Genomic DNA, 23,086 nt, shown 5'->3' with positions numbered 1-23,086 from the left:
TTGAAATTAAAAAAGAGTTAAAATTATTTTATTCAAAGTAAAGTGGTGATCCTTTTTCTCCACCTAACTTAACAATAACAGCTTCATTAATCATTTTAATAGATTCAGGATTTGGCCATATTGGCATTTTAGATATGGATTCTTTTGCTAAATCAAATTTTTCTTTAGTAATCATATTATATTCGGCAACATCAGCTTCTTTGAAAAAGTTAATTATTCTATAATTACTACCATTATCCCAACTGTATATAGAGCCACCAAAAATTTCGGAATTTTTTAATCTAAATTTTTGATGATAATCATAATGGAAACTACCATAAAAGTAGATTTGTTTTTCTGTAGATGAAAAGTTTGGGTACTTATTTTGTATAATGTAATCAATTTTTTCAGCAATTTTTTTATCGTGTTTGTAAATTTTATTAGCAGAATAAAAAAGATGAGATACAAAGTAGAAATGCGTAATTAATATTAGGGTTATTCCAACTTTGGTAATATTAAATAAATTCAATTTAAAATAATTTAATGTAAATACAATTATAAATGCAAAAACAATATTTGATGTTAAATATAATCGCGGTGGATGGTATCCATTAGTGATTATTGATGACATTAAAAAAGGCATTATTAAAATCACTAAAAGAGTTAGAAATCGTATAGCAGTATTTTCTTTCTTTATAAAAAACGTAACAAACAAAGAGATACTAGCTAATGTTGCTATAATAAAAGTAAATGAACCATAGTAAAAGTTACCAACAAGATTTTTTAACCAAATGGAACAAAAATTTAAGAATTGATTATCAGCTGATCCTCCACTGACAAAAGAGTCTATATATCCACCTTGTTGAATAGGGCAAATAATTTTTACTGATAAATAATAAAGAATACCAGAAATTATTATTATCAAAAATAACAAAAGACCTTTTTTTATTTCAAAATTCAAGTTAAAATTTTCTTCAAAGATTTTTTGAAAAAATAAGATTAAATATAATACTACTGGTATTAGTATAAATGCTTGATATAATGATAAGTTAAACATCAATATTACACCAATTAATGAAAAAAGCATTATTCGTTTAAAAAATGATTTTTCTTCTATGGTTTTTAGAAATAGTTCAACACAAATTGTAGACAATAACACACCTAATCCTGCAATAACTGACATCATTCCAAAAACTACTTGATAGGATATTTGAGGAAAAGTTATAAACAAGGCGCAAAAAAAATAAGCAGCATAGTTATTAAATTTAAATAAATTACTAATTTTTATTGCAGAAACACTATACAAAAAAAGGCTAAGTATAAGTGAAAAATATTGAAAATGACCACCTAAAAGATGATACAATATTAAATTATGTCCCCATCGACCCAAGTCTAATCCATAGTTTGGTAAAATAGGAATTTCATTATCTACTGTTAATGTAAAATTTGTTAGTGCAAAACCATAAGTTATAATTGCTAAAAGAAACGAAAAAACAAATAATTTATAAGGATTTTCACCAGTTAAAATAGTTGGACTAGACATGTGAGTTTTATTAAAAAAAGAAACAAAGTTAATTTAATTTGTAAATGATTGGGATAATCATTTCTTTTGCGCAAGATATAAATTAAGTTGTAACAAATTAACTAGGATAAAATGAAATTTAAAAATTTATTTTTATTGCTTTTCTTAACATTAACTGCAATAAGTTGTAAAGAAGAAGGAAAAGACAAAGAGGGTTCAGCCCAAGGTCAAGAGGAAATTGCACCAGCTTCAAATGCTTTTAAAGTAACACTAAACATGGTTACAAAAAAAAATGATGATTTTTGTTTATTGTATACTGAAGATGGGTCATTAAATTTTGAAAAAGGAGTTTGGAAAGTAATTAAAGGTTCAGAAAGTGACCAATTAGTTGAATTTTATCTTCCTAATGATGAATTTCCAACTCAGTTGAGGTTAGATTTAGGAAGAAATCCAGAGCAGGATGATATATTGATAAAATCAATCAAATTTGAATATCTAGGCAACACAAGAGAATTAAAAGGAGCTGAAATTGGTGTATTTTTTAGAGCGGATGCTAATAAATGCACTTTTGATCCAGTTACAGGTTTAGTTAAAGCTTTAGTAAAAGACGGTAAAAAGGAAACACCTTCTTTATATCCACACGAGTCAGTATTTGCAGCTGAATTACCTAAATTAGCTAAATAATTTCGATTACTATACTTCTTAAAAGCCATAGATAAATAGAAATCTATGGCTTTTAGTTTTTTATGTTTATTTTTGAAAAACAAAAATAGGTTCATCAAACAATAATGTTAAAAGAAAAAATAGTTAGCAAACTTAAAAGTCGAAAAGTCAAAAATTTTATAATCTATGGCTTTGGTCAAATTGTTAATCTTTTGACACCATTGTTGATTACTCCATATTTAATTTTTAAATGCGGTATTGAAAATTTAGGAGCAATTGCAATGGGACAAGCTTTAGCTTTTATATTGATTGTTATAGTTGATTATAGCTCATACATTACAGGTGTTAAAGAAATATCAATCAATAGGGAACAACCAAAGACTTTAGAGAAGTTGTTTAAAACTATTTATGCTGTTAAGTTCTTATTGCTCTTATCTGTTTGCGCTTTAACATGTATTATTGTTTATTTTATTCCATATTTTGATAGAAACAGCATGGTTTTTTATTATAGCTTATCAATTGTAATTGGTCAGTTTATTAATCCAACATGGTTTTTTCAAGGTGTTGAGAATTTTCTTGGGATATCAATTATTAATGTATTAGCCAAAATCATTAATGTATTTGGGGTTGTTTTTTTTATTACTTCAGCGGAAGATTTTATTTATGCCAATTTATGGGCTGGAATAGGAGCAATTTTAGCCAACTTAATTGGAGTTTTTTGGATAATGAGGCGATATAAAATCGAATTAAATAATATTTGTTTAACAGAAGTAAAAAGAATTCTTAAGGATGATTTTTCATTTTGTATTTCACAACTTTTCTTTGCCATTAGAAATTACTCCCCAGTTATTATAATTGGTTTTTTCTCAGGAGAATATTTGGCAGGACAATTTAAAATTATTGAACAGATTATCACACTTTTAAGGACATACCTTCAACTTTTTTTCAAATTTTCATATAGTTATGTTTGTTTTGAAATTGACAAAAATTTAAGAAAAGGAATTCTTTTGTGGAAAAAGTTAAACGGAACAAACGGGTTATTTTTTATTTTAATACTTGTTTTGTTTTATGTTTTTTCAGATTTTATTTTATTGTTTTTTAAAGTAGACAATCACTTATTATCGGAATTTAAAATTTATCTACATTTGGCTTTGATTATTCCTATTTTTATTGGAGTAACACTTCCTTTAGAACAACTTCTTTTTAGCTTAAACAAGAATAAACAATATATTAAAATAACCGTATTATCAACAATTTTTAATTTTATTGGACTTTCACTAATTGTCAACTACTTAGGTTTAAAAGAAGTTATAATTTTTCTTATAATTACAGAAGTGACTATTGCATTTATTTATTTATTAATATTAAAACCTTATTTTCGCCAACAAGCTCTTGTAAACGAATAATTTATTAAAAAGCGAGAAAAATGATTAATCATCTTAAGTTACTATATAAAAAAATTCATCAAAAGTTAAATTATGATGTCAATAAATCTCTTTTAATTAACGGGAAGATACTATCCAATATTAACAATCAAAAACAATATATTAAATCATTGGATGAGGTTGAATTTCAGGTTTTTTCTCAAAGAGGAGAAGATGGTATTATTCAATATATAATTAATAAGATTGAAATTCCGAACAAAATTTTTATAGAGTTTGGAGTGGAAACATATACAGAGTCTAATACAAGATTTTTACTCTTCAATAATAATTGGTCGGGTTTGGTTATTGATGGGTCGAGTAAAAATATAAATTTTATAAAAAAAGATTTCATTTATTGGAAATATGATTTAGTGGCAATTAATAGTTTTATAACAAAAGAAAATATTAATAATTTGATTTCTAGTTACACCGATGTAAAAGACATAGGTCTTTTAAGTGTTGATATTGATGGTAATGATTATTGGGTTTGGGAAAGTATACATTGTATTAATCCTAGAGTAGTTGTGTGTGAATATAATTCAGCATTTGGACCACATAAGAAAGTTACTGTTCCTTATAAAATAGATTTTGTTAGAAGTAAAGAGCATTTTTCAGAATTATATTTTGGTGCATCATTAGCCGCTTTCTGTCATTTAGCTGAAAAAAAAGGATATGACTTTATAGGAACTTCAAGTGCAGGAGTTAATGCTTACTTTGTTAGAAAAGATTTGTCTGAACCTTTCTTGAAATATAGTGCTTCTGAAGGATTTAACAAGTCTGCAAACAGAGACTCAAAAGGGGAAAAAGGGGAATTACTCTTTTTAAGACATCACGAAAGACTAAAAATGATCAACGAAATGAATGTCTTTGATGTTGAAACAAATAAAAATTACAAAATAAAAGATATTTTATAATTTAAAATTCGCAGTTTAAACAAGTAATACTTCTTCACATGATTATCTCAAAAATTAAGACATATCCAGTTTTACTTTATCTAAGTTTGCTTGTCTTGCTCTTAAAAAATTATGAGATTACTTTTTTAGTATGGTCATTCGTTGCTTTTATAACATTGCAAAAGAGTTATTCTGTAAAAGTATTTAATTTATTCTTAATTCTTTTTCTAATAATAATTATTGCTTTCTTCAGTTCATTTAATTACAATCATAAACTATACAATAGCATTAGAGACCTTACTTATTTATTAAAACCAATAATAGGTATCCTGATAGGTTATAATATCTGTAAAACAATTGGGCCAAAAATGCTACGTCTAGTCATTTATACAGGTGTTGTACTTGCAATAGTCCATATATTTACTTTGATAATTTGTTTTCTATTTTTTTCAATTAGTAATATTCATGAATTAAGACATTATGGAGGATATTTTGACGATTATGAAGTATGTGTTTTAATGATTTTACTATTTAGCTCCAAATTCAGTTTGAATTTAACTAAGAAAAAGATACTTGTATTTAGTTTGATAATCTCGATATCACTTTTACTTTATCTAGCTAGGACAAATATTATTCAATTTATAATAATGTTTTTAGCTCTAAAAGGATATTTTAGAATTACCCCAAGAAGTTTAAAAGTTATGATAACGACTATTGTTTTAACAATTGGTTGTTATTCAGCAATATACTATTCTTATCCAAATAGAAAAGGAAAGGGTATTGAAGCCTTCTTTTATAAAATAAAAATTGCTCCAATCGAGGCTTTTAAAACTAAAATCAATCAGGATGATTGGAAAGAATTTAACGATAATTATCGTTCTTTTGAAAATATTATAACAATTAGACAAGTTACTAGCAATGGATGGTTTACAACCCTTTTTGGAAAAGGTCTTGGCTCAACAGTTGATATAGGAAGAGAAATGTGGACAAATGATGGAGAGTTAATAAGGTATGTTCCAGCATTACATAACGCTTATATGACTATGTTTTTAAAGTCAGGTTTGGCGGGTGTCTTTTTAACCATATTGTTTATCATTATTTTAACAAGAAATCTTAAATCAGAAACTGAAGAAATTAGATATATAAACTATTTAATTATTGGAACCGGGATTTTCCTCATATTGTCTAATTGGGTTTTTATGGGATTATATCTAAAATTAGACAACAAATCAATATTTTTAGGTTTCCTATTGTGTTATAGAGAATTGCTTTTAAAAGAACATAGATTATCAATAAAAAATAATGTTAAATAATACCAAAACAAAGATATTTGTTGACTGTCATGTGTTTGATGGAAATTTTCAAGGCACAAGAACTTACATTCAAGGATTATATCTAGAATTAATTAAAGATTCTACAAAAGATTTTTATTTAGCGGCTTACGATATAAAGAATCTAAAGCAAATATTCGGAGAACAGGACAATTTGAAATATGTTAAGTATTATTTTAAAAATCCTTTTATTCGCTTATTGTTTGAAATACCAAGGTTAATATTTAAAAATAAAATAGATTTTGCACATTTTCAGTACAGAGTTCCACCATTAAAACTTTGCAAGTATATTGTAACTACTCATGATGTTTTGTTTGAAGATTTCCCAGAAGATTTCCCGAGATTAAATAGATTTCAAAGTTTTTTAACATATAAGTTTAGCGCTAAAATTTCAGATATTATTTTTACAGTATCCGAATATTCTAAAATTCAAATAGAAAAACATTTAAAAGTAAAAAATGTTGTTGTCATGCCAAATGGAATTGACGATATTTTTTTTGAGGAATATGACAAAGAGAAGACAGTTTTAGATGTAAAAAAAGAACATGGAATTTCAAATTATATACTCTACGTAAGTAGATGGGAACCAAGAAAAAACCATCATTTATTGCTTAAGTCTTTTGTCAATCAAAAAATTTATGAAAATTATCATCTAGTTTTTATTGGCGACAACACTTTTAAAAATAAGGATTTTGATACTTTATTCAATTCACTTGAAGAAAAAATAAAACAAAAAATTATTTGCTTCAAAAGAGTTGAATTTGAAAAAATGATATTATTACTTCGAGGTTCTAATGTAAGTGTTTATCCATCAAGAGCTGAAGGTTTTGGAATTCCGCCACTTGAGTCTGTGGCAGCCAAAATACCTACTATTTGTTCAAATCAAACCGCAATGGGCGATTTCGATTTTTTTGACAATTACTTTTTCAACCCAACAAATCAAAAAGATTTAGACGAAAAGTTAAATTATGTAATTGAAAATAAAGACGAAAATCTATTGCAAAAAAGAGAAATAATTAAGCAAAAATACAACTGGAAAATTGCAGCAAAAATTTTTAACTCTCAAATAGAAAAGTTTACTGATTCTTAGCCGTTGCACTTCCAAAAAACTTATTCTTTGTTTTCACTAAAAAGTTATAGTTTTTCGCAAATAACTTTTTCATCGCCGAAGCATCATCTTTTGGAAACCAATCAGTAGTTCTTGGTGTTTCAATAAAACGTTCATGAATTTGATATGCATAAGTTGCAATAGATGTTCTAAATCGACCATCGGGAAAATTAGTCATATCATATCCATGAAGTGAATATGGCGCACACTGTTGAATGATTAATCGATTAAAAGGAACTGCTAATTCAGCTTCTTCGTTAGTTCTTAGATCTTTGATTTTTAAGTGACCTTTATATTCAGGTTTCCAATCTTTGTTTAAGTACAACAATAAATTTAGTTCACGATACCAATTTTTATTTATCGGATGATAATTAAAATCAAGATGCATGTCTAAGAAGCTATTTTTCTTTCCTTGATGTAAACCACCTCCAAAATTTTTTGGATCAACAAAAGTTTTTTTGGCAGTAATATAGACTAATATATTGTTAAATCTTTCAGATGACAAATCATTATAAAGTTCTAAAAACTCTGGGCAAATTTCTTTATAATTTGATTTTTCAAATTTGTTATTAGCAAAAGCATAATCTCGGCTTTTATTATTCAATTCAGGAACGGCTTCGTATGCTTTATTTAGTTTCTCCAAATCACAAAAATCATCTATTAAAAGATGAGGAAAAGGCTGTGCTGTTAAATATTGAATACGTAATGAATCTAAATTTTTTTCAAGTCGTTCAAAATTAATCATAAAACAAAGTTTATTTTTTAGAACTACAAAAATAGAAATTAAACTCAATATAAAACATGATTAAAATCATTTAAGCTTATTGCAGTAGTTGTAATAACTATTTTATGGTTTATTTATAACATTTTATATTTATGATCTTCAAATAGTGTTATAATTAGTTATTTTTGCGACTTAAATTATAAGCGTCTCGATGAAAATAGCCATTTTAGGAACTCGTGGTGTGCCCAATTACTACGGTGGTTTTGAACAGTTTGCTGAATTTTTTTCGGTGTATCTTGCCCAGAAAGGGAATGAAGTTTATTGCTACAATTCTCATGATCATCCCTATCAAGAAAAAGATTTTTACGGCGTAAATATCATCCATCAATACGATCCAGAATATAAACTGGGAACATTTGGTCAGTTTATTTACGATTATAATTGCATCATGGATTCTCGTGAAAGAGATTTCGATATCATTTTACAATTAGGTTACACAAGTAATTCCATTTGGCACTTTCTTTTACCCAAAAAATCAATCATCATTACCAACATGGATGGTTTAGAATGGAAAAGAACTAAATATTCTAACCCAGTGCAGCAATTCTTGAAATTTGCCGAAAGGTTAGCCGCAAATAGTAGTGATTTTTTGATTTCGGATTCATTAGGCATTCAAAAATTCTTAAAAGAGAAATACAAAAAAAACTCCACTTATATTGCCTATGGCGCATATCCTTTTTCAAATCCAGATGAAAATGTACTGCAAGAATATAAGGTCGAGAAAGAAAAGTATAACATGATAATGGCTCGCTTTGAACCCGAAAATAATTTGGATTTGGTTCTAGAAGGTGTCGCGATGAATGAAGATAAAACGCCAATTTTAGTTATTGGAAAGCACCAAACAAAGTATGGTGAATACCTAAAAAACAAGTTTAAAGACCATTCCAATATCCGTTTTATGGGTGGAATCTATAATTTGGAGCACTTGAATAATCTTCGTTATTTTTCAAATTTATATTTCCACGGTCATTCTGTTGGCGGTACCAATCCGTCATTATTAGAAGCCATGGCATCAAGAGCTTTAGTAATCGCTCATAATAATGATTTCAACAAGGGAATATTAAAAGAAAACAGCTATTATTTTTCAACTCCAAACGAAGTAAAAAATATTCTGAATACAATCAAAAAAAATGATAACTTGCAATTAGTTCAAAACAATTTTGACGCTATTATCAATGAATTTAATTGGGAAAAAATAAATGGGGAATATTTACAACTCTTTGAAGAATGTATGGCAAAATCTACTAAAAGAAAACAAAAACCATAGTTCTTTTATTCCTTTACTTCTGGTCTTATTAACTATTCCGTTATCATTTGCCGTTAACAATATTGCGCTCGCCATTTTTTTATTAGTCGCTATTTTTACTTTTAAAAAGGAAAACTTCTCAGTAAATCTGCCTGTAATTTTACCAATTTTATTGTATATTATAATGATTTTTTCGCTTGCTTGGTCTATTGATAAAGCGAGTACAGCATCGGCTTTATCAAAAGAAATCCCTCTGTTACTTATTCCATTGGCATTTTTATTCATTCAGGATTTTTCGTCAGTACAAAAGCAAAAAATAATTGCTTATTATAGTTATGCGGTTACTTTTTTAGTTTTCTATTTTTTAACAAGAGCGATAATTCGGTATTTTATACTTAATGATATAAGAGTTTTCTTTTATCACGGCGATGATTTTATTGACTATGGATTGGTTCCCAAATTGTTAAATGCTATTCACGTATCCATTTTTGTGGCGGTAGCTTTTTTTCATTTTTTAACAAAACAAACTAAAACTAAAATAGATACTTTTCTATCGCTGATTCTATTTGGGTTTTTACTACTGTTATCATCAAAAAATATCGTTTTGGCGGTTGTTCTTTTGGTTTTAATTTATACTTTCTTTTTCGCTAAATCAGCACACAAACTGCGACTTCGAAATTTAATCTTGTTCGGACTTTTGTTAATTGTACTTTTTTCAGTCGGGAGAATAAAACAGCGGTTTGAGGTTGAATTTCAAACCAATACTGATAAAAGTTTAAGTGCCAATGTGGTGGAAGGCATTCCAAACGGAGTTCATTATGTCAGCATTAACGAAGCGTGGACAAGTCCCAAGTTCACACCTAACGACTATTTTAACGGAACCGCTTTTAGAGTTTACCAATTCAGAATTTTTATAGAATTAGTTAAAGAGAACGCTATCTTTTTTACTGGTTTTGGCCTCAATGCTTCTTATCCTAAAATTAAAGAGAAAGCTGATTTTTACAATCTTTATGAAGGAGAAAAAGGAAAAGAAGGATATCAAAATAAAAATTTTCACAATCAGTATATTCAGGTTTTTGCTGAGTTAGGTTTTTTTGGATTCATCCTTTTGGTAATAATTCTCATTTTTAATCTTAGAAACGCATATAAATCAAAAGATTTTGTTCATTTTGCTTTCGCATTTCTGATGATAAGTTTATTTTTGACAGAATCATTTCTTTGGAGACAAAGAGGAGTGGTTTTTTTCACCGTGTTGTATTGTCTTTTTAATTCATTCCCGAAGCAGTGGGATTTAAAAAATAACTCCAAAGTAGCATAAAAATTTATATGAAAAGAATATTAATTACTGGCGCAGCAGGTTTTTTAGGGTCACATCTTTGTGATAGGTTTTTAGCCGAAGGATATTTTGTCATCGGAATGGACAACTTAATTACAGGTGATTTAAAAAACATCGAACATTTATTCAAAGAAAAAAACTTTGAGTTTTATCATCATGATGTAACTAAGTTTGTGCATGTTCCAGGAAAATTAGACTATATTCTACATTTTGCATCACCAGCTAGTCCAATTGATTATTTGAAAATTCCGATACAAACCTTAAAAGTAGGATCGCTCGGAACGCATAATCTTTTAGGCTTAGCAAGAGTAAAGAAAGCTAGAATTCTTATTGCATCAACATCAGAAGTATATGGCGATCCATTAATTCATCCACAGACCGAAGAATATTATGGAAACGTAAACACCATTGGTCCAAGAGGTGTTTATGACGAAGCCAAGCGTTTTCAAGAATCAATAACAATGGCTTACCACACTTTTCATGGTGTAGAAACTAGAATAGTTAGAATTTTTAATACCTACGGACCAAGAATGCGACTCAATGATGGTCGAGTAATTCCCGCTTTTATTGGTCAAGCATTGCGTGGCGAAGATTTAACCATTTTTGGTGATGGAAGTCAAACGCGTTCGTTTTGTTATGTTACCGATCAAGTAGAAGGAATTTTTAGACTACTACATTCTGATTATGTTTATCCCGTAAATATTGGTAATCCAGACGAAATCACCATCAAAGATTTTGCAGATGAAATTATTAAATTAACAGGAACAAGCCAAAAAGTGGTGTATCATCCGTTACCAATTAATGACCCAATGCAACGTCAACCAGACACTACAAAAGCAAGAGAAATACTAGGTTGGGAAGCTAAAGTTAAAAGAGATGAAGGTATGAAATTAACGTATGATTATTTCAAATCATTGTCTTCTGACGAACTTTTAAAAGAAGAGCATAAAGATTTTAAAGGATATATCCACTAGAGTTTTATGGTTGCACACCAAACAGGCAGATATTCAAAGTACATTAGACCCATAAATATCATTTTTGATCTAATTGTAATAACCGCATTAAGTTTGTATTTCTTTCGAGAATTGAAACTTAACATGTTTTATTATTTGACATATCAAACCGTTACTTGGCTTTTTATTGCTGTTATTGTTAAGTATTACGAAGTTTTTAGGTTTACGACTCCTGTTGAAATTATTACTAAACTGGTAAAACAATTTAGTATTTTTTTGCTAATCGTTATTGCATTTTTTCCTTTCGCAAAAACCGCTATTTTCAGCGGAAAAGCAACAGCTATTTATTTGACGCTTAGTTTTTTTATTATCGTTGGGTTTAAATATTTTCTCTTTTTTTATCTTAAAAAATACAGAATTGCAACAGGTTCCAATTTTAGAAATGCGGTAATAATAGGATATACACCAGAGGCAATTAGGTTGAAAGATGTCTTTGAAAATCGAAAAGACTACGGTTATCGTTTCTTCGGCTTTTTTTCTGATAAAAAGCAGAACAGTGAAATTTTAGGAAAAATCGATGATATTGAAAATTATACGATTGCAAACAAGATCGACGAAATTTATTGCTCTTTAAACGAAATTTCAAATGAAAAATTAAAAGAACTAGTAGAGTTTGCAGATGAAAATAAGAAAGCAATAAAATTTATTCCCGATACCAAAGAAATTTTTTCAAAAAATTTAAAGGTTGATTACTACGAATTATTTCCCGTTTTATCCCTTCAAAAAACACAATTACACAACCCCGTAATTAAAGGAATTAAAAGAGCATTTGATATTGTTTTTTCATTGCTTGTAATTGTTTTTCTGCTATCGTGGCTCATTCCATTACTTACAATTTTGATTAAACTTGAATCAAAAGGACCAGTTTTCTTTAAACAAGGAAGACCTGGATTAGATGAAAAAGAATTTTATTGCTACAAGTTTCGCTCAATGCAAATCAATGGTTTTACTGAAAGAGAAGCCTCAAAAAATGATCCAAGGGTTACAAAAATAGGTCGACTAATGCGCAAAACAAGCATTGACGAATTACCACAATTTTTCAACGTTTTACTTGGTGATATGTCGGTTGTTGGTCCGCGACCTCACTTGTGGTCTCAAAACAAAGCTTATTCTAGTAAAATCAAAAAATATATGGTTCGTCATTACGTCAAGCCCGGAATAACAGGTTTGGCTCAGGTAAAAGGTTTTAGAGGCGAAATAGAAACAGAAGAAGATATGGTAAATCGTATTAAACTCGATGTTTTTTACATCGAAAACTGGTCGATGATTATGGATTTTAAAATTATTCTACAAACCGTAATTAATATTTTTAAAGGAGAAGAAAAGGCCTATTAAAAAGCATCCTTTTCAATTAGCTCTTTTATCTGTCTATTAAGATTGAATTTTTCAACAGAAGTGGAGAAAACAGTTTTTTTCAATTGATCAAAATCCGTTTTTTTTAGTTTTGAAATTTCAACAAGTTTTTCGTTCAAATCGTCGTAATTGCTCACTTTAGCAACCCAACCTAAATTGTTTTCTGCAACAATATTTTCACCTTCGCCACCACCAAAATATAATACAGGAAACCCGAGCGAGCCATATTCAAAAATTTTAGACGGAACAGAACCATAAATTCGAGCTTTTAAAGGAACTATAGCAACATCAAACGACTTTAACTTTTCATGCAACTCTTTTCTATCTAGCATGCCGTGAAAGAATATGTTCTTTTCAAATCGCTTAGAAATAAAAGTTTCAATTTGATTTTTCTCTGAACCATCACCAAAGATGTGAAATTCAATAGAAAGTCGATCTAATTTGATTTTTTCGCACAATTCCAAAACGCCTTGAGCAATTCCTAAAAGACCAGCATAAAAAATTTTAATATTTTGATTTTCAGTGGTTTTTATTTCCATCAATGCAGTTTCATGTTCTGGAAAATTTCGATACAAAAAACATTTTTTATCTGGAAAAACAGAATGAATATGCGTTATAATTTCTTCCGATTGACCTAAAATTAATGTGGCTTTTTTGTAAATAAATCGTTCAAAAAACAATGATATTTTATGTGAAAATGAGTTTTCTCTTAACGCTTTAAGCTCAATAGCAGCTAAAGGCCATAGATCTGACACATTTAAAATTATTTTTTTTTTCTTTAACGATAACACAAAAACAGAGAGAAAAGAAAGTAATAATGGCGGAGATTGAACTATTACTTTTTGAGGCGTTTTTTTGAAAATCAAATACAAAAATAAGCTTGTTGAAAAAGACAAAACCGAAAGTATTCTCACAATCAAATTTTTGCTCACACTTGGATAAATCCACAGCCGTTTTACAGTGATATTATCACGATTTTCAGTCACCGAAAATTTCCCTTTATATTCTGGAAACAATTCGCCCTTAGGATAATTTCCTAGTGGACAGAGAACAGAAACTTGATAATCATTTTGAAACAATTTCAAAGCTAATTGTTCAATTCTATTAGCTGCTGCGCCTTTTTCTGGCGGATAATAATTGGATATGATTAGAATTTCTTTCATTTTTACCACTAAGGCACAACGGAAGCACTAAGCTCACAAAGTAAATTTTAAAAGTTAAAGTAAAATAGTGTTCATTGTGTATTCTTTGTGAACTTCGTGGTTAAACTTTTAACAAAGCATCTATAATTCGCTCTGATGCTTTTCCGTCCCAAAGTTCAGGAATTCCCCTTTTTGACATACCATTTTCTAGAAAGGTTGTAAACGCTAAAGTCAAATTTTCTATGGAAATTCCAACCAAATTATTAGTTCCAATCTCTATGGTTTCTGGTCTTTCGGTGGTAGTTCGCATCGTGAAACATGGAATTCCTAAAACCGTAGTTTCTTCAGAAATTCCCCCAGAGTCAGTAATCACAGCAAAACTATTTTTAATTAAAAACATAAAGTTCAAATAGCCTTGTGGTTCGACAAATAGAATATTTTTTAGGTTTAAATTTGTCTCGCCTAAAATGGCTTTCGTTCGTGGATGAATAGGAAAAATAATTTTTTTATCACCAACCATCTTATCGATTCCTTCTAGTAATTCTTGTAACGATTTTTCTTCATCAACATTAGACGGACGATGTAAGGTTAAAACAATGTAATTACCCGTTTCTAGCCCAAATTCATCCCAAAAAATGGGTGCCGTAATCCGATTTAAATTTTGAAACAAAGTATCAATCATTACATTGCCGACAAAATGAATTTTCGAACCATCGAAACCTAATTTCAATAAATTTTCTGATGCTGAGGTTGAGGTTGTAAAAAAATAATCAGTTATGCTATCGGTTACAATTCTATTAATTTCTTCTGGCATTGTCATATCGCCAGAGCGAATTCCTGCTTCAACATGAGTAACTTTTATATTTAATTTTTTTGCTACAATCGCACACGCCATTGTTGAATTTACATCGCCAACCACCAATACTAAGTCACAAGGATTTTCTAGTAATTCTTGTTCAAATGCAATCATTATTGCAGCGGTTTGTTGCGCCTGTGTTCCACTTTTTACTTCAAGATTTGAGTTTGGATGAGGAATATTTAATTCTTCAAAAAAGGTATCACTTAAATTTTTATCATAATGTTGTCCTGTATGAACTAGTCTAAAAGAAATTGTCTTACCTTCACTTTGGTTCTTTTCAATAGCTTTGATTATAGGTGCAATTTTTATAAAATTTGGTCTTGCACCAGCGACTATGGTAATTTTCATTTTAGTTTTTTATTAGTGATACAAACTGTTTCAATTTTCCACTTTTAGAACGGGTTAATTTTTCTTTTCGTATGAAATTAAAATGTAAACCATTTTCTAAATATGTAGAAATAGCTTTTCCGATAGTTTTAATTTGATTGTTATCAAGTTCCTTTTGACTTACATATTCGATGTCAAAAGTATCAATTTTTGTTTGTTTTACCACAAATTCTTTTACATTTCCATCATCCTCAATAATACTTTTGGTAACGTAGTAAAAAGTTAATCCTGGTGATTTTTTTCCGCTTGGAAGAATCGCAATATCATTTGTTCTTCCAATTAGTTTTTTTAGAATAGGTTTTTTAAATGTACTTTTTTCATCAAGAATTCCAATATCACCAATATCATATCTTATAAAAGGATGTGCTTTGTTGTACAAAGATGTAATTACTATTCGTCCTTCTTTTCCTAAGGGAAGTACATTGTTATTTTCATCTAAAATTTCTACAAATAAGGTTTCTGAATTTATTTGCCATTCATCATTATTGTTTTGAAAAGCTATTAAGTCTAGTTCGGAAGCACCGTATTCATTTACAACTGGTACACCAAATTGTTTTTCCATCAAAGTTTTATCTTCTTCAAATAACATTTCAGAAGTAACAACACAACATTTCAACGTTGGACAAACCGATGTTAATACAATGTTTTTCTTTTGAAGAAATTTAGCAAATAAAACGATAGAAGAAGTATAACCGTTAATGTAATCGAACTTTTTATTCTGAAATTTCAGCAACACTTTTTCAAGAATTTCATCGGATAAATCAAAAATAGTGAATCGATAACTGTTTTTCAAAACATCTTTTAATCGTTCTTTCTTGTTTCCAATAAAATCTAAAGGAATTCCATAAAATCTTGCTTGTTTAGACGAATTAAAATCAATTCCAAACCATCCAAATCGATTGATGATATTTGCCCAAGTCAAGGCATGACAAAATTTATCTTTCGCAAAAATAAACGGATCGCCACTGGAACCCGAAGTTTTATTGACGTAAACATTTTTTAAAGTAAAGCCTTTAGAAAGTCTTTCAGATAAAGGTTTCTGAAATTCTTTTTTTGTCATTATCGGAAGTTCACTCCAATTTTGAATCTCCAATTTTCCAACAATTTCTTGATACGATTTATTGTTTTTTAGATGATATTCAACAATTTCTTTTCGTTTTAAATTAATATAATTTTCATATTCAGCATCAGAAATGGCTTGAATTTTTTCAAATTCAGCAATTGCTTCCTTCACAGGAAAACCATTTAATTTGAGCGATAAATTGAAAAGTTGAAACACAAAAATTCTATTTTGTTCAAAAATACAAAAACAAAAACTTTTCTACTGATTAGCTTTAAATTCTTTTGAAAACAAACTATTTTTGCAACACAACATAACAGCACAACACAATGACAATTTTACTACTTGGTTCTGGAGGAAGAGAACATGCTCTTGCATGGAAAATGTTACAATCTAACAAATGTTCTAAACTTTTTGTAGCTCCAGGAAATGCTGGAACATCGCAAATTGCAACAAACGTTTCTTTAAATATTTTAGATTTTGATGCCATAAAAACATTTGCTTTAACAGAAAAAGTGGATATGGTTGTTGTTGGTCCAGAAGATCCATTGGTTCATGGAATTTTTGATTTTTTCAAAAACGATTCACAACTAAATCATATTCCAGTAATTGGACCATCAAAAGTTGGCGCACAATTAGAAGGAAGTAAAGAATTTGCTAAAGAATTTTTAGTAAAATACAATATTCCGACTGCTGCTTACGACAGTTTTACAAAAGAAACGGTAGAAGAAGGATGTCATTTTCTAGAAACATTACAACCACCATACGTTTTAAAAGCAGATGGTTTGGCTGCTGGAAAAGGTGTTTTGATTATTCAAGATTTAGAAGAAGCTAAGTCTGAATTAAGAAACATGTTGGTTCATGAAAAATTTGGAACAGCAAGCGCAAAAGTGGTTATCGAAGAATTTCTTGACGGAATAGAACTTAGTTGTTTTGTTTTAACCGATGGTAAAAACTATAAAATTTTGCCAACTGCTAAAGATTATAAACGAATCGGTGAAGGTGATACGGGTTTAAATACAGGCGGAATGGGAGCAGTTTCTCCAGTTCCTTTTGCCGATGAAGTTTTGTTGGATAAAATAGAAACTCGAATTGTAAAACCAACAATTGCTGGTTTGAAAAGCGACGGCATTGAATATAAGGGTTTCGTTTTCATTGGATTAATTAATGTAAAAGGTGAACCCATAGTAATTGAATACAATGTAAGAATGGGCGATCCTGAAACGGAAGTAGTGATGCCGAGAATAAAATCAGATTTAGTTGAACTTTTCTTGGCGGTTGCTAATGAAAAACTCAATGAAGTAGCCTTGGAAATTGATGAAAGAAGTGCCACCACCATAATGCTTGTTTCCGGTGGTTATCCTGAAGAGTATGAAAAAGAAAAAGTAATTTCGGGAATTGAGAACGTTAAAGATTCAATTGTTTTTCACGCTGGCACAAAAATGAAAAACAATCAAATTGTGAGTAATGGTGGAAGAGTTTTGGCTGTAACTTCATATGGAAGCAATTTTAAAGAAGCCATAAAAAAATCTTACCAAAATATAGACAAACTACATTTTGATAAGATGTATTTTAGAAAAGACATTGGTAAAGATTTGTAAAATATTACTTGTCTTTTAGAGAAAACCAGTTTTTATTTTAAAAACGAATGCGCTGTTGTATCTTGGTTCTCTTCGTTATTGTCTTGGTGTTTTTGTAATTCCTTACACCAGTAAACAATGTAATACGAACAAATAATCATTAATGTCCAGCTCACGAGGTTTGCCAACCACCAGTTGCTCAATTCTAAACTACGCAGTAAGTCAAGTGGCACAAACAAAAAGTCAACAAATAAGGTTTGAATTCCTTCAAAAAATGCTTTCATTTTATAAAATGTTATATTTACACCACAAATGTATAAAATATCATTATGATTACAACGTTTTTTAGAAAATCTACACTTATAAATTATGCATTTTCGGTATTATTGCTGATTTTCTTTTTTACTTTTTCTCAATTTAATGCATCAACTAGTGTTTTAAATAGTAATACTATTTATGAAAAAGCATTGACTATTATAGTGTTACTAAGTTCACTTTTCTTGGTTAACTTTATTGTAAAAAAGAATGGGTTGACCAAAAACAGTAGTTATGCAATTTTGTTTTTCCTGCTTTATTTAGCTTTATTTCCTTCTATTTTTGGTAATTTGAAGCTGTTGTTAGCTAATTTTTTTGTCATTCTTGCCATCCGAAGAATGATTTCGTTACAAACTTTAAAATCTCCCAAAGAAAAAATATTCGATGCTTCGTTGTGGATTTTTATAGCAAGTTTGTTCCATTTTTGGTGTATTCTTTTCCTTTTTGTGATTTATGTTTCTATAATTTTTCACGTTTCACGAGATTACAGAAATTGGTTGTTGCCCTTCATAGCCTTTATTACTACGGCTATTATTTTCATTTTTTCAGCATTACTTTTTGATACATCATGGATTGATTATATTATCAAGCAAAGTCAAATTAATTTTCAAATTGATTCTTTTACTACTAATTTTCAGAATTTGGCTTTATCATTTTATGCGATTATTGCAGTGTATTTTCTTTTTTCAATGGTTTTCTCGCTCACGAACAGACCATTAATTCTTCAAGCATCGTATAAAAAAATGATTTTTGGATTTTTGATTGGCCTTGTTATTTTTTTGATATCGCCAGAAAAAAATAATGCCATATTACTGTTTACTTTTTTTCCGTTGGCAGTAATGGGAACAAATAATATTGAATACGCTCCGAGTAAAATGTATCAAGAAATTGTATTGTTTACAGTTCTATTGGGATGTTTACTTGCTTTTTTTGGTCAGTTATAATTTGCTGCCATAAGCTAAATCGCCAGCATCGCCAAGACCAGGAATAATATAGTTTTTCTCGTTTAATTTTTCATCCAAAGCAGCAACCCAAAGATGACAGTTTTTCGGAAGATTTTCTTCTAAATAAGCAATTCCTTCTGGCGCAGCAATAACTACAGCAATGTGAATTTCTTTCGGTTTTTGTTCCAAATGTAATTTGTGCAAAACAGCAACTATCGATTGTCCTGTTGCTAACATTGGATCAATTAGAATTAAATTTTTTCCTTCAAACGATGGTGCAGCTTGATATTCGACCAAAATTTCAAATTTATCATCGTTGTCGTAATGATGACGATAAGCAGAAACAAATCCGTTTTCGGCATCGTCAAAAAAGTTCATAAAACCAGTATGCAAAGCCAATCCAGCACGAAGAATAGAACACAGGACTACAGGTTCGGCAACAGTTGTAGTATGTTTTATGCCAAGCGGCGTTTGCACGTCAATTGCTTTATAATCCAAAGTTTTACTTAATTCATAAGCCATAATTTCGCCAATACGTTCAATGTTTTTCCTGAAACGCATGCTGTCTTTTTGGATAGAAACATCACGAATTTGTGCCAAAAAATGATTAAGAATACTGTTTTGCTCCGAAATATAATGAATGTGCATAAAGCTGAAAAATTTGTATGTTTGGGTAAAAGTATAAAAACTATATTTGCAATAAAATTTTACTACTATGTTTTCACAATTTGCCTTCCCAATTTTTGAACAAAGCATCAAAGACTATCATATTATTGATGATGTATATCAACCAACACTAAATCCTTACGAAAAAGGAAGTATTGAGTATCTTTTATATGCAAAGAATTGGGTCGACACTGTTCAATGGCATTATGAAGACATCATTCGTGATCCACAAATTGATCCGGTTGCGGCTTTGGATTTAAAACGAAAAATTGATGCGTCCAACCAAGTTCGTACGGATATGGTAGAATATATTGACAGTTATTTTCTTCAAAAATATACTTCGGTTCAAGTAAAACCAAATGCAAAAATCAATACCGAAAGTCCAGCTTGGGCAATTGATAGATTATCGATTTTAGCGTTGAAAATTTACCATATGAATGAAGAAGCAACCCGAGTTGATGCTACGCCTGAACACAGAGCAAAATGTCAGGAAAAATTAAACGTTTTGTTAGATCAAAAAAGCGATATGTTTACCTCAATCAATGATTTATTAACCGATATTGAAAACGGCGATAAGTTCATGAAAGTGTACAAGCAAATGAAAATGTACAACGATGATGATTTGAATCCTGTTTTATATCAGAATAAGAAATAATGGTATAAAATTTGTATTTACGAATAAAATGTACTATTTTTGTAGTACATATAACGTCCAATGAGCGGATTTGTCAGCTTTAGATTGTTCCAGTCTAAAGTAATTATAGCGACAAATACTGACTTTGGACATTTTTTTTATCTATATTTTTATGAAAACAGCAATTTTAATTGATGGAGGCTTTTTTATTAGAAGGTATAAATATATCAAAGGTTTTGAAAGTTCAGATACTCCTGAAATAATGGCAAAAAACATAGTTTCGTATTGTTTTAAACATATTCAAAGAATTAATAATTACCGTCAAAAGTACAATCTTCCGCCTACGGAACTTTACAGAATATTTTATTATGATGCAGAACCTTTTGATGGAGATTCTAAAAATCCCATATCAGGTAAATCAATGAGTTTTAAAAATACCGATTTATATAAATTTAGACACTCTCTTTTTACAGAATTAAAGAAGCAGAGAAAAATTGCATTAAGATTAGGGTTTTTAAAAAATAGCTCGAGAGAATGGCAAATAAAGTCAAGGCATACTAAATCATTACTTGACGGAACTATAAGCATTTCTGATTTAAAATTCGATGATGTAGAATTTCCCTTAAATCAAAAAGGAGTTGACATGAAAGTTGGTTTAGATATAGCAACATTATCTTTTAAAGAACAGGTAAATCAGATTATTTTAATAGCTGGCGATAGTGATTTTGTCCCAGTAGCTAAATTTGCCAGAAGAGAAGGAGTTGATTTTATTTTAGATCCGATGTTAAATCCTGTTGATCCTAATTTATTGGAACATATTGATGGTTTGATGACAATAAAGAATATGACAAAAAAGGATATTGTTCCTAAAGAAATATAATTTTGTTTTGTCAAAACCAATCCAACATATCGCCGTTATTCGTCTCTCAGCAATGGGCGATGTTGCTATGACGGTTCCAGTTATTCGAGCAATGGTTGCACAATCCCGAAGTCTCGGGACAACTGTAAAAATCACAATCGTTTCTCGACCGTTTTTCAAACCTTTTTTTGACGGAATTCCCAATGTAGATTTTTTTGCGGTTGATGTAAAAGAACGACACAAAGGTTTCTTCGGATTGTTGAAATTATACTCCGATTTAAAAAAAATAAATATTGATGCTGTTGCCGATTTGCATAATGTGTTGCGTTCCCAAATCATTCGAACTTTATTTTTATTGTCAGGAATAAAAGTTGCCGCAACCGACAAAGGCAGAGCTGAAAAAAAAGCACTAACTCGTGCCGAAAATAAAGTTTTTCAACCCTTAAAAACGATGGTTGAAAGACATGTTGAAACGTTTAAAAAACTAGGTTTTTCTGTTGATTTATCTTTGCCAAATTTCCCTGAAAAAGCATTTTTATCTGAAGAAATTTTAAGAATTTCAGGTAAAAAAGACAATTTTAAATGGATTGGAATTGCGCCATTTGCTCAATATGAAAGTAAAGTCTATCCGTTGGATTTAATGCAAAATGTAGTTGATAATTTAGCATTGAAAAGCAACACTAAAATCTTCCTTTTTGGTGGAGGAAAAGAAGAAACCGAAAAACTAAATACTTTGGCAAAACAAAGAGAAAATATCGTTGTTGTTGCCGGAAAACTAAAATTTAATCAAGAATTACAGCTTATTTCTAATCTTGATATAATGCTTTCTATGGATAGTGGAAACGCTCATATTGCCGCAATGTTAGGTATAAAAGTCATCACACTTTGGGGCGCAACACATCCTTTTGCTGGATTTGCACCATTCAATCAACCGCTGGAAAATTGCCTAACTTCTGATAGAGAAAAATATCCACTATTGCCAACTTCGGTTTATGGAAATAAAAAAGTGGAAGGTTATGAAGATGTAATGCGAAGTATTTCAGTGGAAAGTATTGTGAAAAAAATTAATTTAGTTTTAAACCATTAAGAAATTAAGTTTCATTAAGATTTACCTTAACTTTCCTTAATTTCTTAATGGTTTAATTTTTCTTCAGTAATGATTTCGTTAATTATTTTTAAATAGTTTAATTCGAAGTTTACATTTTTAAAATCTTCTATTTCACCATTAAATTTGATTTCATTAATTTCATTAAATATTTTATATTTAAAATTTATTGAAGTTCCATCTAAAACAAATTTTGTTTTAGTATTAATTTCTTTTAATTCATTTTCTGCTTCAACGACAATGCTATCTCCAATGAAGTGATTTTCTTTTTTTATTCTGATTAAATTTTTCTTCCCATTTTTTATTTTCACAAGATTCCAATTTCCCTCATAATCATTGTAAATTAGATTTGAAATAGTTGCTTTTCCATAATCAAGAATTATAACATTCCCAAAAGAGTTTAGTATTTCAGTAGTCAATTTATGTTTCTTTTTTTCAGTTATTTTAATAGCATGATTAATCCCACAAGAGGAAAATAAGATGCAAATAAATATCAAAATAAACTTTTTCAAATGGATTTAAAATTTGTGTTAATTCGTGAAATTTGTGTCTTTTTCAATCACAAGTAAATCTTATTTATTCTGCAAATCTCTAAAATATAACTTTTTAGATTAGAAATTGTAGCTTGATAATTCGGTGCTTCATAGCCAAATCGTTCGTGTTCTAGTTGCTCTTTTTGGATTGCATTGCAACCTTTTATGACTTCCTTAATCATGTCAAGCATAATGAGTTCTTTGCTTTTTTCTTTTTCAAATTTTAAGTCAACTAACTCATCTTCCAATCGTTCGCAATAATCCAAAAGCTCCTGAACTTCGGGTTCATCCAAAAGATCAGGAGCTTTTTTAAATATCTCTAGTTTGTTTTTCAAAGTTTAATTCTATAA

At 29.4% G+C, this 23,086-nt stretch carries 23 protein-coding genes; 14 read left to right on the top strand and 9 right to left on the bottom strand.

The features are described 5' to 3' along the window. Positions 1–28 precede the first annotated feature (28 nt). Positions 29–1,522, bottom strand: coding sequence for a glucosyltransferase domain-containing protein (locus WFZ85_RS02580; RefSeq protein ID WP_342694722.1), 1,494 nt, complete (start codon positions 1,520–1,522; stop codon positions 29–31). A 111-nt stretch (positions 1,523–1,633) separates the two neighbouring features. Here WFZ85_RS02580 and WFZ85_RS02575 point away from each other — a divergent pair, with 111 nt between their 5' ends. The 5 genes from WFZ85_RS02575 (at position 1,634) to WFZ85_RS02555 (ending at position 6,902) form a co-directional block, all read left to right on the top strand. Beyond that, on the top strand, positions 1,634–2,185 hold the full coding sequence (locus WFZ85_RS02575) for a hypothetical protein (protein WP_342694721.1): 552 nt from the start codon (positions 1,634–1,636) through the stop codon (positions 2,183–2,185). A gap of 104 nt (positions 2,186–2,289) precedes the next feature. After that, positions 2,290–3,570, top strand: a complete 1,281-nt coding sequence (locus WFZ85_RS02570; protein ID WP_342694720.1) for an oligosaccharide flippase family protein — start codon at positions 2,290–2,292, stop codon at positions 3,568–3,570. A 20-nt stretch (positions 3,571–3,590) separates the two neighbouring features. After that, positions 3,591–4,502, top strand: coding sequence for a hypothetical protein (locus WFZ85_RS02565; protein WP_342694719.1), 912 nt, complete (start codon positions 3,591–3,593; stop codon positions 4,500–4,502). Between the two features lie 680 nt (positions 4,503–5,182). Continuing rightward, on the top strand, positions 5,183–5,794 hold the full coding sequence (locus tag WFZ85_RS02560) for a hypothetical protein (RefSeq protein WP_342694718.1): 612 nt from the start codon (positions 5,183–5,185) through the stop codon (positions 5,792–5,794). After that, on the top strand, positions 5,784–6,902 hold the full coding sequence (locus tag WFZ85_RS02555; RefSeq protein ID WP_342694717.1) for a glycosyltransferase family 4 protein: 1,119 nt from the start codon (positions 5,784–5,786) through the stop codon (positions 6,900–6,902). Before WFZ85_RS02560 ends, WFZ85_RS02555 begins: the two co-directional genes overlap by 11 nt. Here the strand turns inward: WFZ85_RS02555 and WFZ85_RS02550 are convergent. Next, the gene (locus WFZ85_RS02550; protein WP_342694716.1) at positions 6,889–7,665 is read right to left on the bottom strand and encodes a 2OG-Fe(II) oxygenase; all 777 of its coding nucleotides are present in this window, start codon (positions 7,663–7,665) and stop codon (positions 6,889–6,891) included. The genes WFZ85_RS02555 and WFZ85_RS02550 overlap by 14 nt on opposite strands. Positions 7,666–7,855: 190 nt before the next feature. Here WFZ85_RS02550 and WFZ85_RS02545 point away from each other — a divergent pair, with 190 nt between their 5' ends. The 4 genes from WFZ85_RS02545 to WFZ85_RS02530 are packed head-to-tail and all read left to right on the top strand — an operon-like array spanning position 7,856 to position 12,634. Continuing rightward, entirely contained in the window at positions 7,856–8,971 is a 1,116-nt protein-coding gene (locus tag WFZ85_RS02545) for a DUF1972 domain-containing protein (RefSeq protein WP_342694715.1), read from the top strand. Next, complete coding sequence (locus tag WFZ85_RS02540) at positions 8,904–10,268, top strand: O-antigen ligase family protein (protein ID WP_342694714.1); 1,365 nt, start codon at positions 8,904–8,906, stop codon at positions 10,266–10,268. Before WFZ85_RS02545 ends, WFZ85_RS02540 begins: the two co-directional genes overlap by 68 nt. An 8-nt stretch (positions 10,269–10,276) precedes the next feature. Beyond that, the gene (locus WFZ85_RS02535; RefSeq protein WP_342694713.1) at positions 10,277–11,260 is read left to right on the top strand and encodes a UDP-glucuronic acid decarboxylase family protein; all 984 of its coding nucleotides are present in this window, start codon (positions 10,277–10,279) and stop codon (positions 11,258–11,260) included. A gap of 6 nt (positions 11,261–11,266) precedes the next feature. Next, on the top strand, positions 11,267–12,634 hold the full coding sequence (locus WFZ85_RS02530) for an undecaprenyl-phosphate glucose phosphotransferase (protein ID WP_342694712.1): 1,368 nt from the start codon (positions 11,267–11,269) through the stop codon (positions 12,632–12,634). Here WFZ85_RS02530 and WFZ85_RS02525 read toward each other — a convergent pair. The 3 genes from WFZ85_RS02525 to WFZ85_RS02515 all read right to left on the bottom strand — a co-directional run bounded on the left by WFZ85_RS02525 (position 12,631) and on the right by WFZ85_RS02515 (position 16,319). Further along, on the bottom strand, positions 12,631–13,815 hold the full coding sequence (locus WFZ85_RS02525) for a glycosyltransferase family 4 protein (protein ID WP_342694711.1): 1,185 nt from the start codon (positions 13,813–13,815) through the stop codon (positions 12,631–12,633). The two genes, WFZ85_RS02530 and WFZ85_RS02525, sit on opposite strands and share 4 nt — an antisense overlap. A gap of 100 nt (positions 13,816–13,915) precedes the next feature. After that, positions 13,916–15,001, bottom strand: coding sequence for a non-hydrolyzing UDP-N-acetylglucosamine 2-epimerase (gene wecB / locus WFZ85_RS02520; protein ID WP_342694710.1), 1,086 nt, complete (start codon positions 14,999–15,001; stop codon positions 13,916–13,918). Between the two features lies 1 nt (position 15,002). Then, positions 15,003–16,319 carry a phenylacetate--CoA ligase family protein gene (locus WFZ85_RS02515; protein ID WP_342694709.1) on the bottom strand — a complete coding sequence of 439 codons (1,317 nt, stop codon included), beginning with the start codon at positions 16,317–16,319 and terminating at the stop codon, positions 15,003–15,005. A 110-nt stretch (positions 16,320–16,429) separates the two neighbouring features. Between WFZ85_RS02515 and purD the strand changes: the two genes are divergently transcribed. Continuing rightward, positions 16,430–17,701 carry a phosphoribosylamine--glycine ligase gene (gene purD / locus WFZ85_RS02510; protein WP_342694708.1) on the top strand — a complete coding sequence of 424 codons (1,272 nt, stop codon included), beginning with the start codon at positions 16,430–16,432 and terminating at the stop codon, positions 17,699–17,701. Positions 17,702–17,733: 32 nt separating this feature from the next. On the opposite strand, the gene WFZ85_RS02505 is transcribed toward purD, so the two are convergent. Beyond that, positions 17,734–17,964 (bottom strand): DUF6341 family protein, encoded by a 231-nt coding sequence (locus WFZ85_RS02505; protein WP_342694707.1) that lies wholly within the window; start codon positions 17,962–17,964, stop codon positions 17,734–17,736. A 45-nt stretch (positions 17,965–18,009) separates the two neighbouring features. On the opposite strand from WFZ85_RS02505, the gene WFZ85_RS02500 reads away from it, so the two are divergent. Then, positions 18,010–18,939: a DUF6427 family protein gene (locus WFZ85_RS02500; protein ID WP_342694706.1), complete on the top strand. Its 930-nt coding sequence runs from the start codon at positions 18,010–18,012 to the stop codon at positions 18,937–18,939. Here WFZ85_RS02500 and upp read toward each other — a convergent pair. Beyond that, on the bottom strand, positions 18,934–19,587 hold the full coding sequence (upp, locus tag WFZ85_RS02495; protein ID WP_133532314.1) for a uracil phosphoribosyltransferase: 654 nt from the start codon (positions 19,585–19,587) through the stop codon (positions 18,934–18,936). The genes WFZ85_RS02500 and upp overlap by 6 nt on opposite strands. Before the next feature lie 67 nt (positions 19,588–19,654). On the opposite strand from upp, the gene WFZ85_RS02490 reads away from it, so the two are divergent. From WFZ85_RS02490 to WFZ85_RS02480, 3 genes are all read left to right on the top strand, one after another. Then, entirely contained in the window at positions 19,655–20,260 is a 606-nt protein-coding gene (locus WFZ85_RS02490) for a DUF4254 domain-containing protein (protein WP_342694705.1), read from the top strand. Between the two features lie 151 nt (positions 20,261–20,411). Then, positions 20,412–21,119: an NYN domain-containing protein gene (locus WFZ85_RS02485; RefSeq protein ID WP_204158783.1), complete on the top strand. Its 708-nt coding sequence runs from the start codon at positions 20,412–20,414 to the stop codon at positions 21,117–21,119. Positions 21,120–21,171: 52 nt separating this feature from the next. Beyond that, positions 21,172–22,185 (top strand): glycosyltransferase family 9 protein, encoded by a 1,014-nt coding sequence (locus WFZ85_RS02480; RefSeq protein ID WP_342694874.1) that lies wholly within the window; start codon positions 21,172–21,174, stop codon positions 22,183–22,185. Between the two features lie 44 nt (positions 22,186–22,229). On the opposite strand, the gene WFZ85_RS02475 is transcribed toward WFZ85_RS02480, so the two are convergent. Further along, complete coding sequence (locus tag WFZ85_RS02475; protein WP_342694704.1) at positions 22,230–22,715, bottom strand: hypothetical protein; 486 nt, start codon at positions 22,713–22,715, stop codon at positions 22,230–22,232. Positions 22,716–22,762: 47 nt separating this feature from the next. Next, positions 22,763–23,071, bottom strand: coding sequence for a hypothetical protein (locus WFZ85_RS02470; RefSeq protein ID WP_342694703.1), 309 nt, complete (start codon positions 23,069–23,071; stop codon positions 22,763–22,765). Positions 23,072–23,086 lie beyond the last annotated feature (15 nt).

Source organism: Flavobacterium aureirubrum (genome assembly GCF_038739835.1).
Lineage (GTDB): Bacteria > Bacteroidota > Bacteroidia > Flavobacteriales > Flavobacteriaceae > Flavobacterium > Flavobacterium aureirubrum.
Note: the sequence above shows the minus strand (reverse complement) of the source record. Positions and strands in the feature narration are given on the sequence as shown.

Coding starts and splice junctions, on each gene's coding strand:
- WFZ85_RS02580 (WP_342694722.1), bottom strand. CDS start 1,522: ATGTCTAGTCCAACTATTTTAACTGGTGAAAATCCTTATAAATTATTT.
- WFZ85_RS02575 (WP_342694721.1), top strand. CDS start 1,634: ATGAAATTTAAAAATTTATTTTTATTGCTTTTCTTAACATTAACTGCA.
- WFZ85_RS02570 (WP_342694720.1), top strand. CDS start 2,290: ATGTTAAAAGAAAAAATAGTTAGCAAACTTAAAAGTCGAAAAGTCAAA.
- WFZ85_RS02565 (WP_342694719.1), top strand. CDS start 3,591: ATGATTAATCATCTTAAGTTACTATATAAAAAAATTCATCAAAAGTTA.
- WFZ85_RS02560 (WP_342694718.1), top strand. CDS start 5,183: ATGATAACGACTATTGTTTTAACAATTGGTTGTTATTCAGCAATATAC.
- WFZ85_RS02555 (WP_342694717.1), top strand. CDS start 5,784: ATGTTAAATAATACCAAAACAAAGATATTTGTTGACTGTCATGTGTTT.
- WFZ85_RS02550 (WP_342694716.1), bottom strand. CDS start 7,665: ATGATTAATTTTGAACGACTTGAAAAAAATTTAGATTCATTACGTATT.
- WFZ85_RS02545 (WP_342694715.1), top strand. CDS start 7,856: ATGAAAATAGCCATTTTAGGAACTCGTGGTGTGCCCAATTACTACGGT.
- WFZ85_RS02540 (WP_342694714.1), top strand. CDS start 8,904: ATGGGGAATATTTACAACTCTTTGAAGAATGTATGGCAAAATCTACTA.
- WFZ85_RS02535 (WP_342694713.1), top strand. CDS start 10,277: ATGAAAAGAATATTAATTACTGGCGCAGCAGGTTTTTTAGGGTCACAT.
- WFZ85_RS02530 (WP_342694712.1), top strand. CDS start 11,267: ATGGTTGCACACCAAACAGGCAGATATTCAAAGTACATTAGACCCATA.
- WFZ85_RS02525 (WP_342694711.1), bottom strand. CDS start 13,815: ATGAAAGAAATTCTAATCATATCCAATTATTATCCGCCAGAAAAAGGC.
- wecB (WP_342694710.1), bottom strand. CDS start 15,001: ATGAAAATTACCATAGTCGCTGGTGCAAGACCAAATTTTATAAAAATT.
- purD (WP_342694708.1), top strand. CDS start 16,430: ATGACAATTTTACTACTTGGTTCTGGAGGAAGAGAACATGCTCTTGCA.
- WFZ85_RS02505 (WP_342694707.1), bottom strand. CDS start 17,964: ATGAAAGCATTTTTTGAAGGAATTCAAACCTTATTTGTTGACTTTTTG.
- WFZ85_RS02500 (WP_342694706.1), top strand. CDS start 18,010: ATGATTACAACGTTTTTTAGAAAATCTACACTTATAAATTATGCATTT.
- upp (WP_133532314.1), bottom strand. CDS start 19,587: ATGCACATTCATTATATTTCGGAGCAAAACAGTATTCTTAATCATTTT.
- WFZ85_RS02490 (WP_342694705.1), top strand. CDS start 19,655: ATGTTTTCACAATTTGCCTTCCCAATTTTTGAACAAAGCATCAAAGAC.
- WFZ85_RS02485 (WP_204158783.1), top strand. CDS start 20,412: ATGAAAACAGCAATTTTAATTGATGGAGGCTTTTTTATTAGAAGGTAT.
- WFZ85_RS02480 (WP_342694874.1), top strand. CDS start 21,172: ATGGGCGATGTTGCTATGACGGTTCCAGTTATTCGAGCAATGGTTGCA.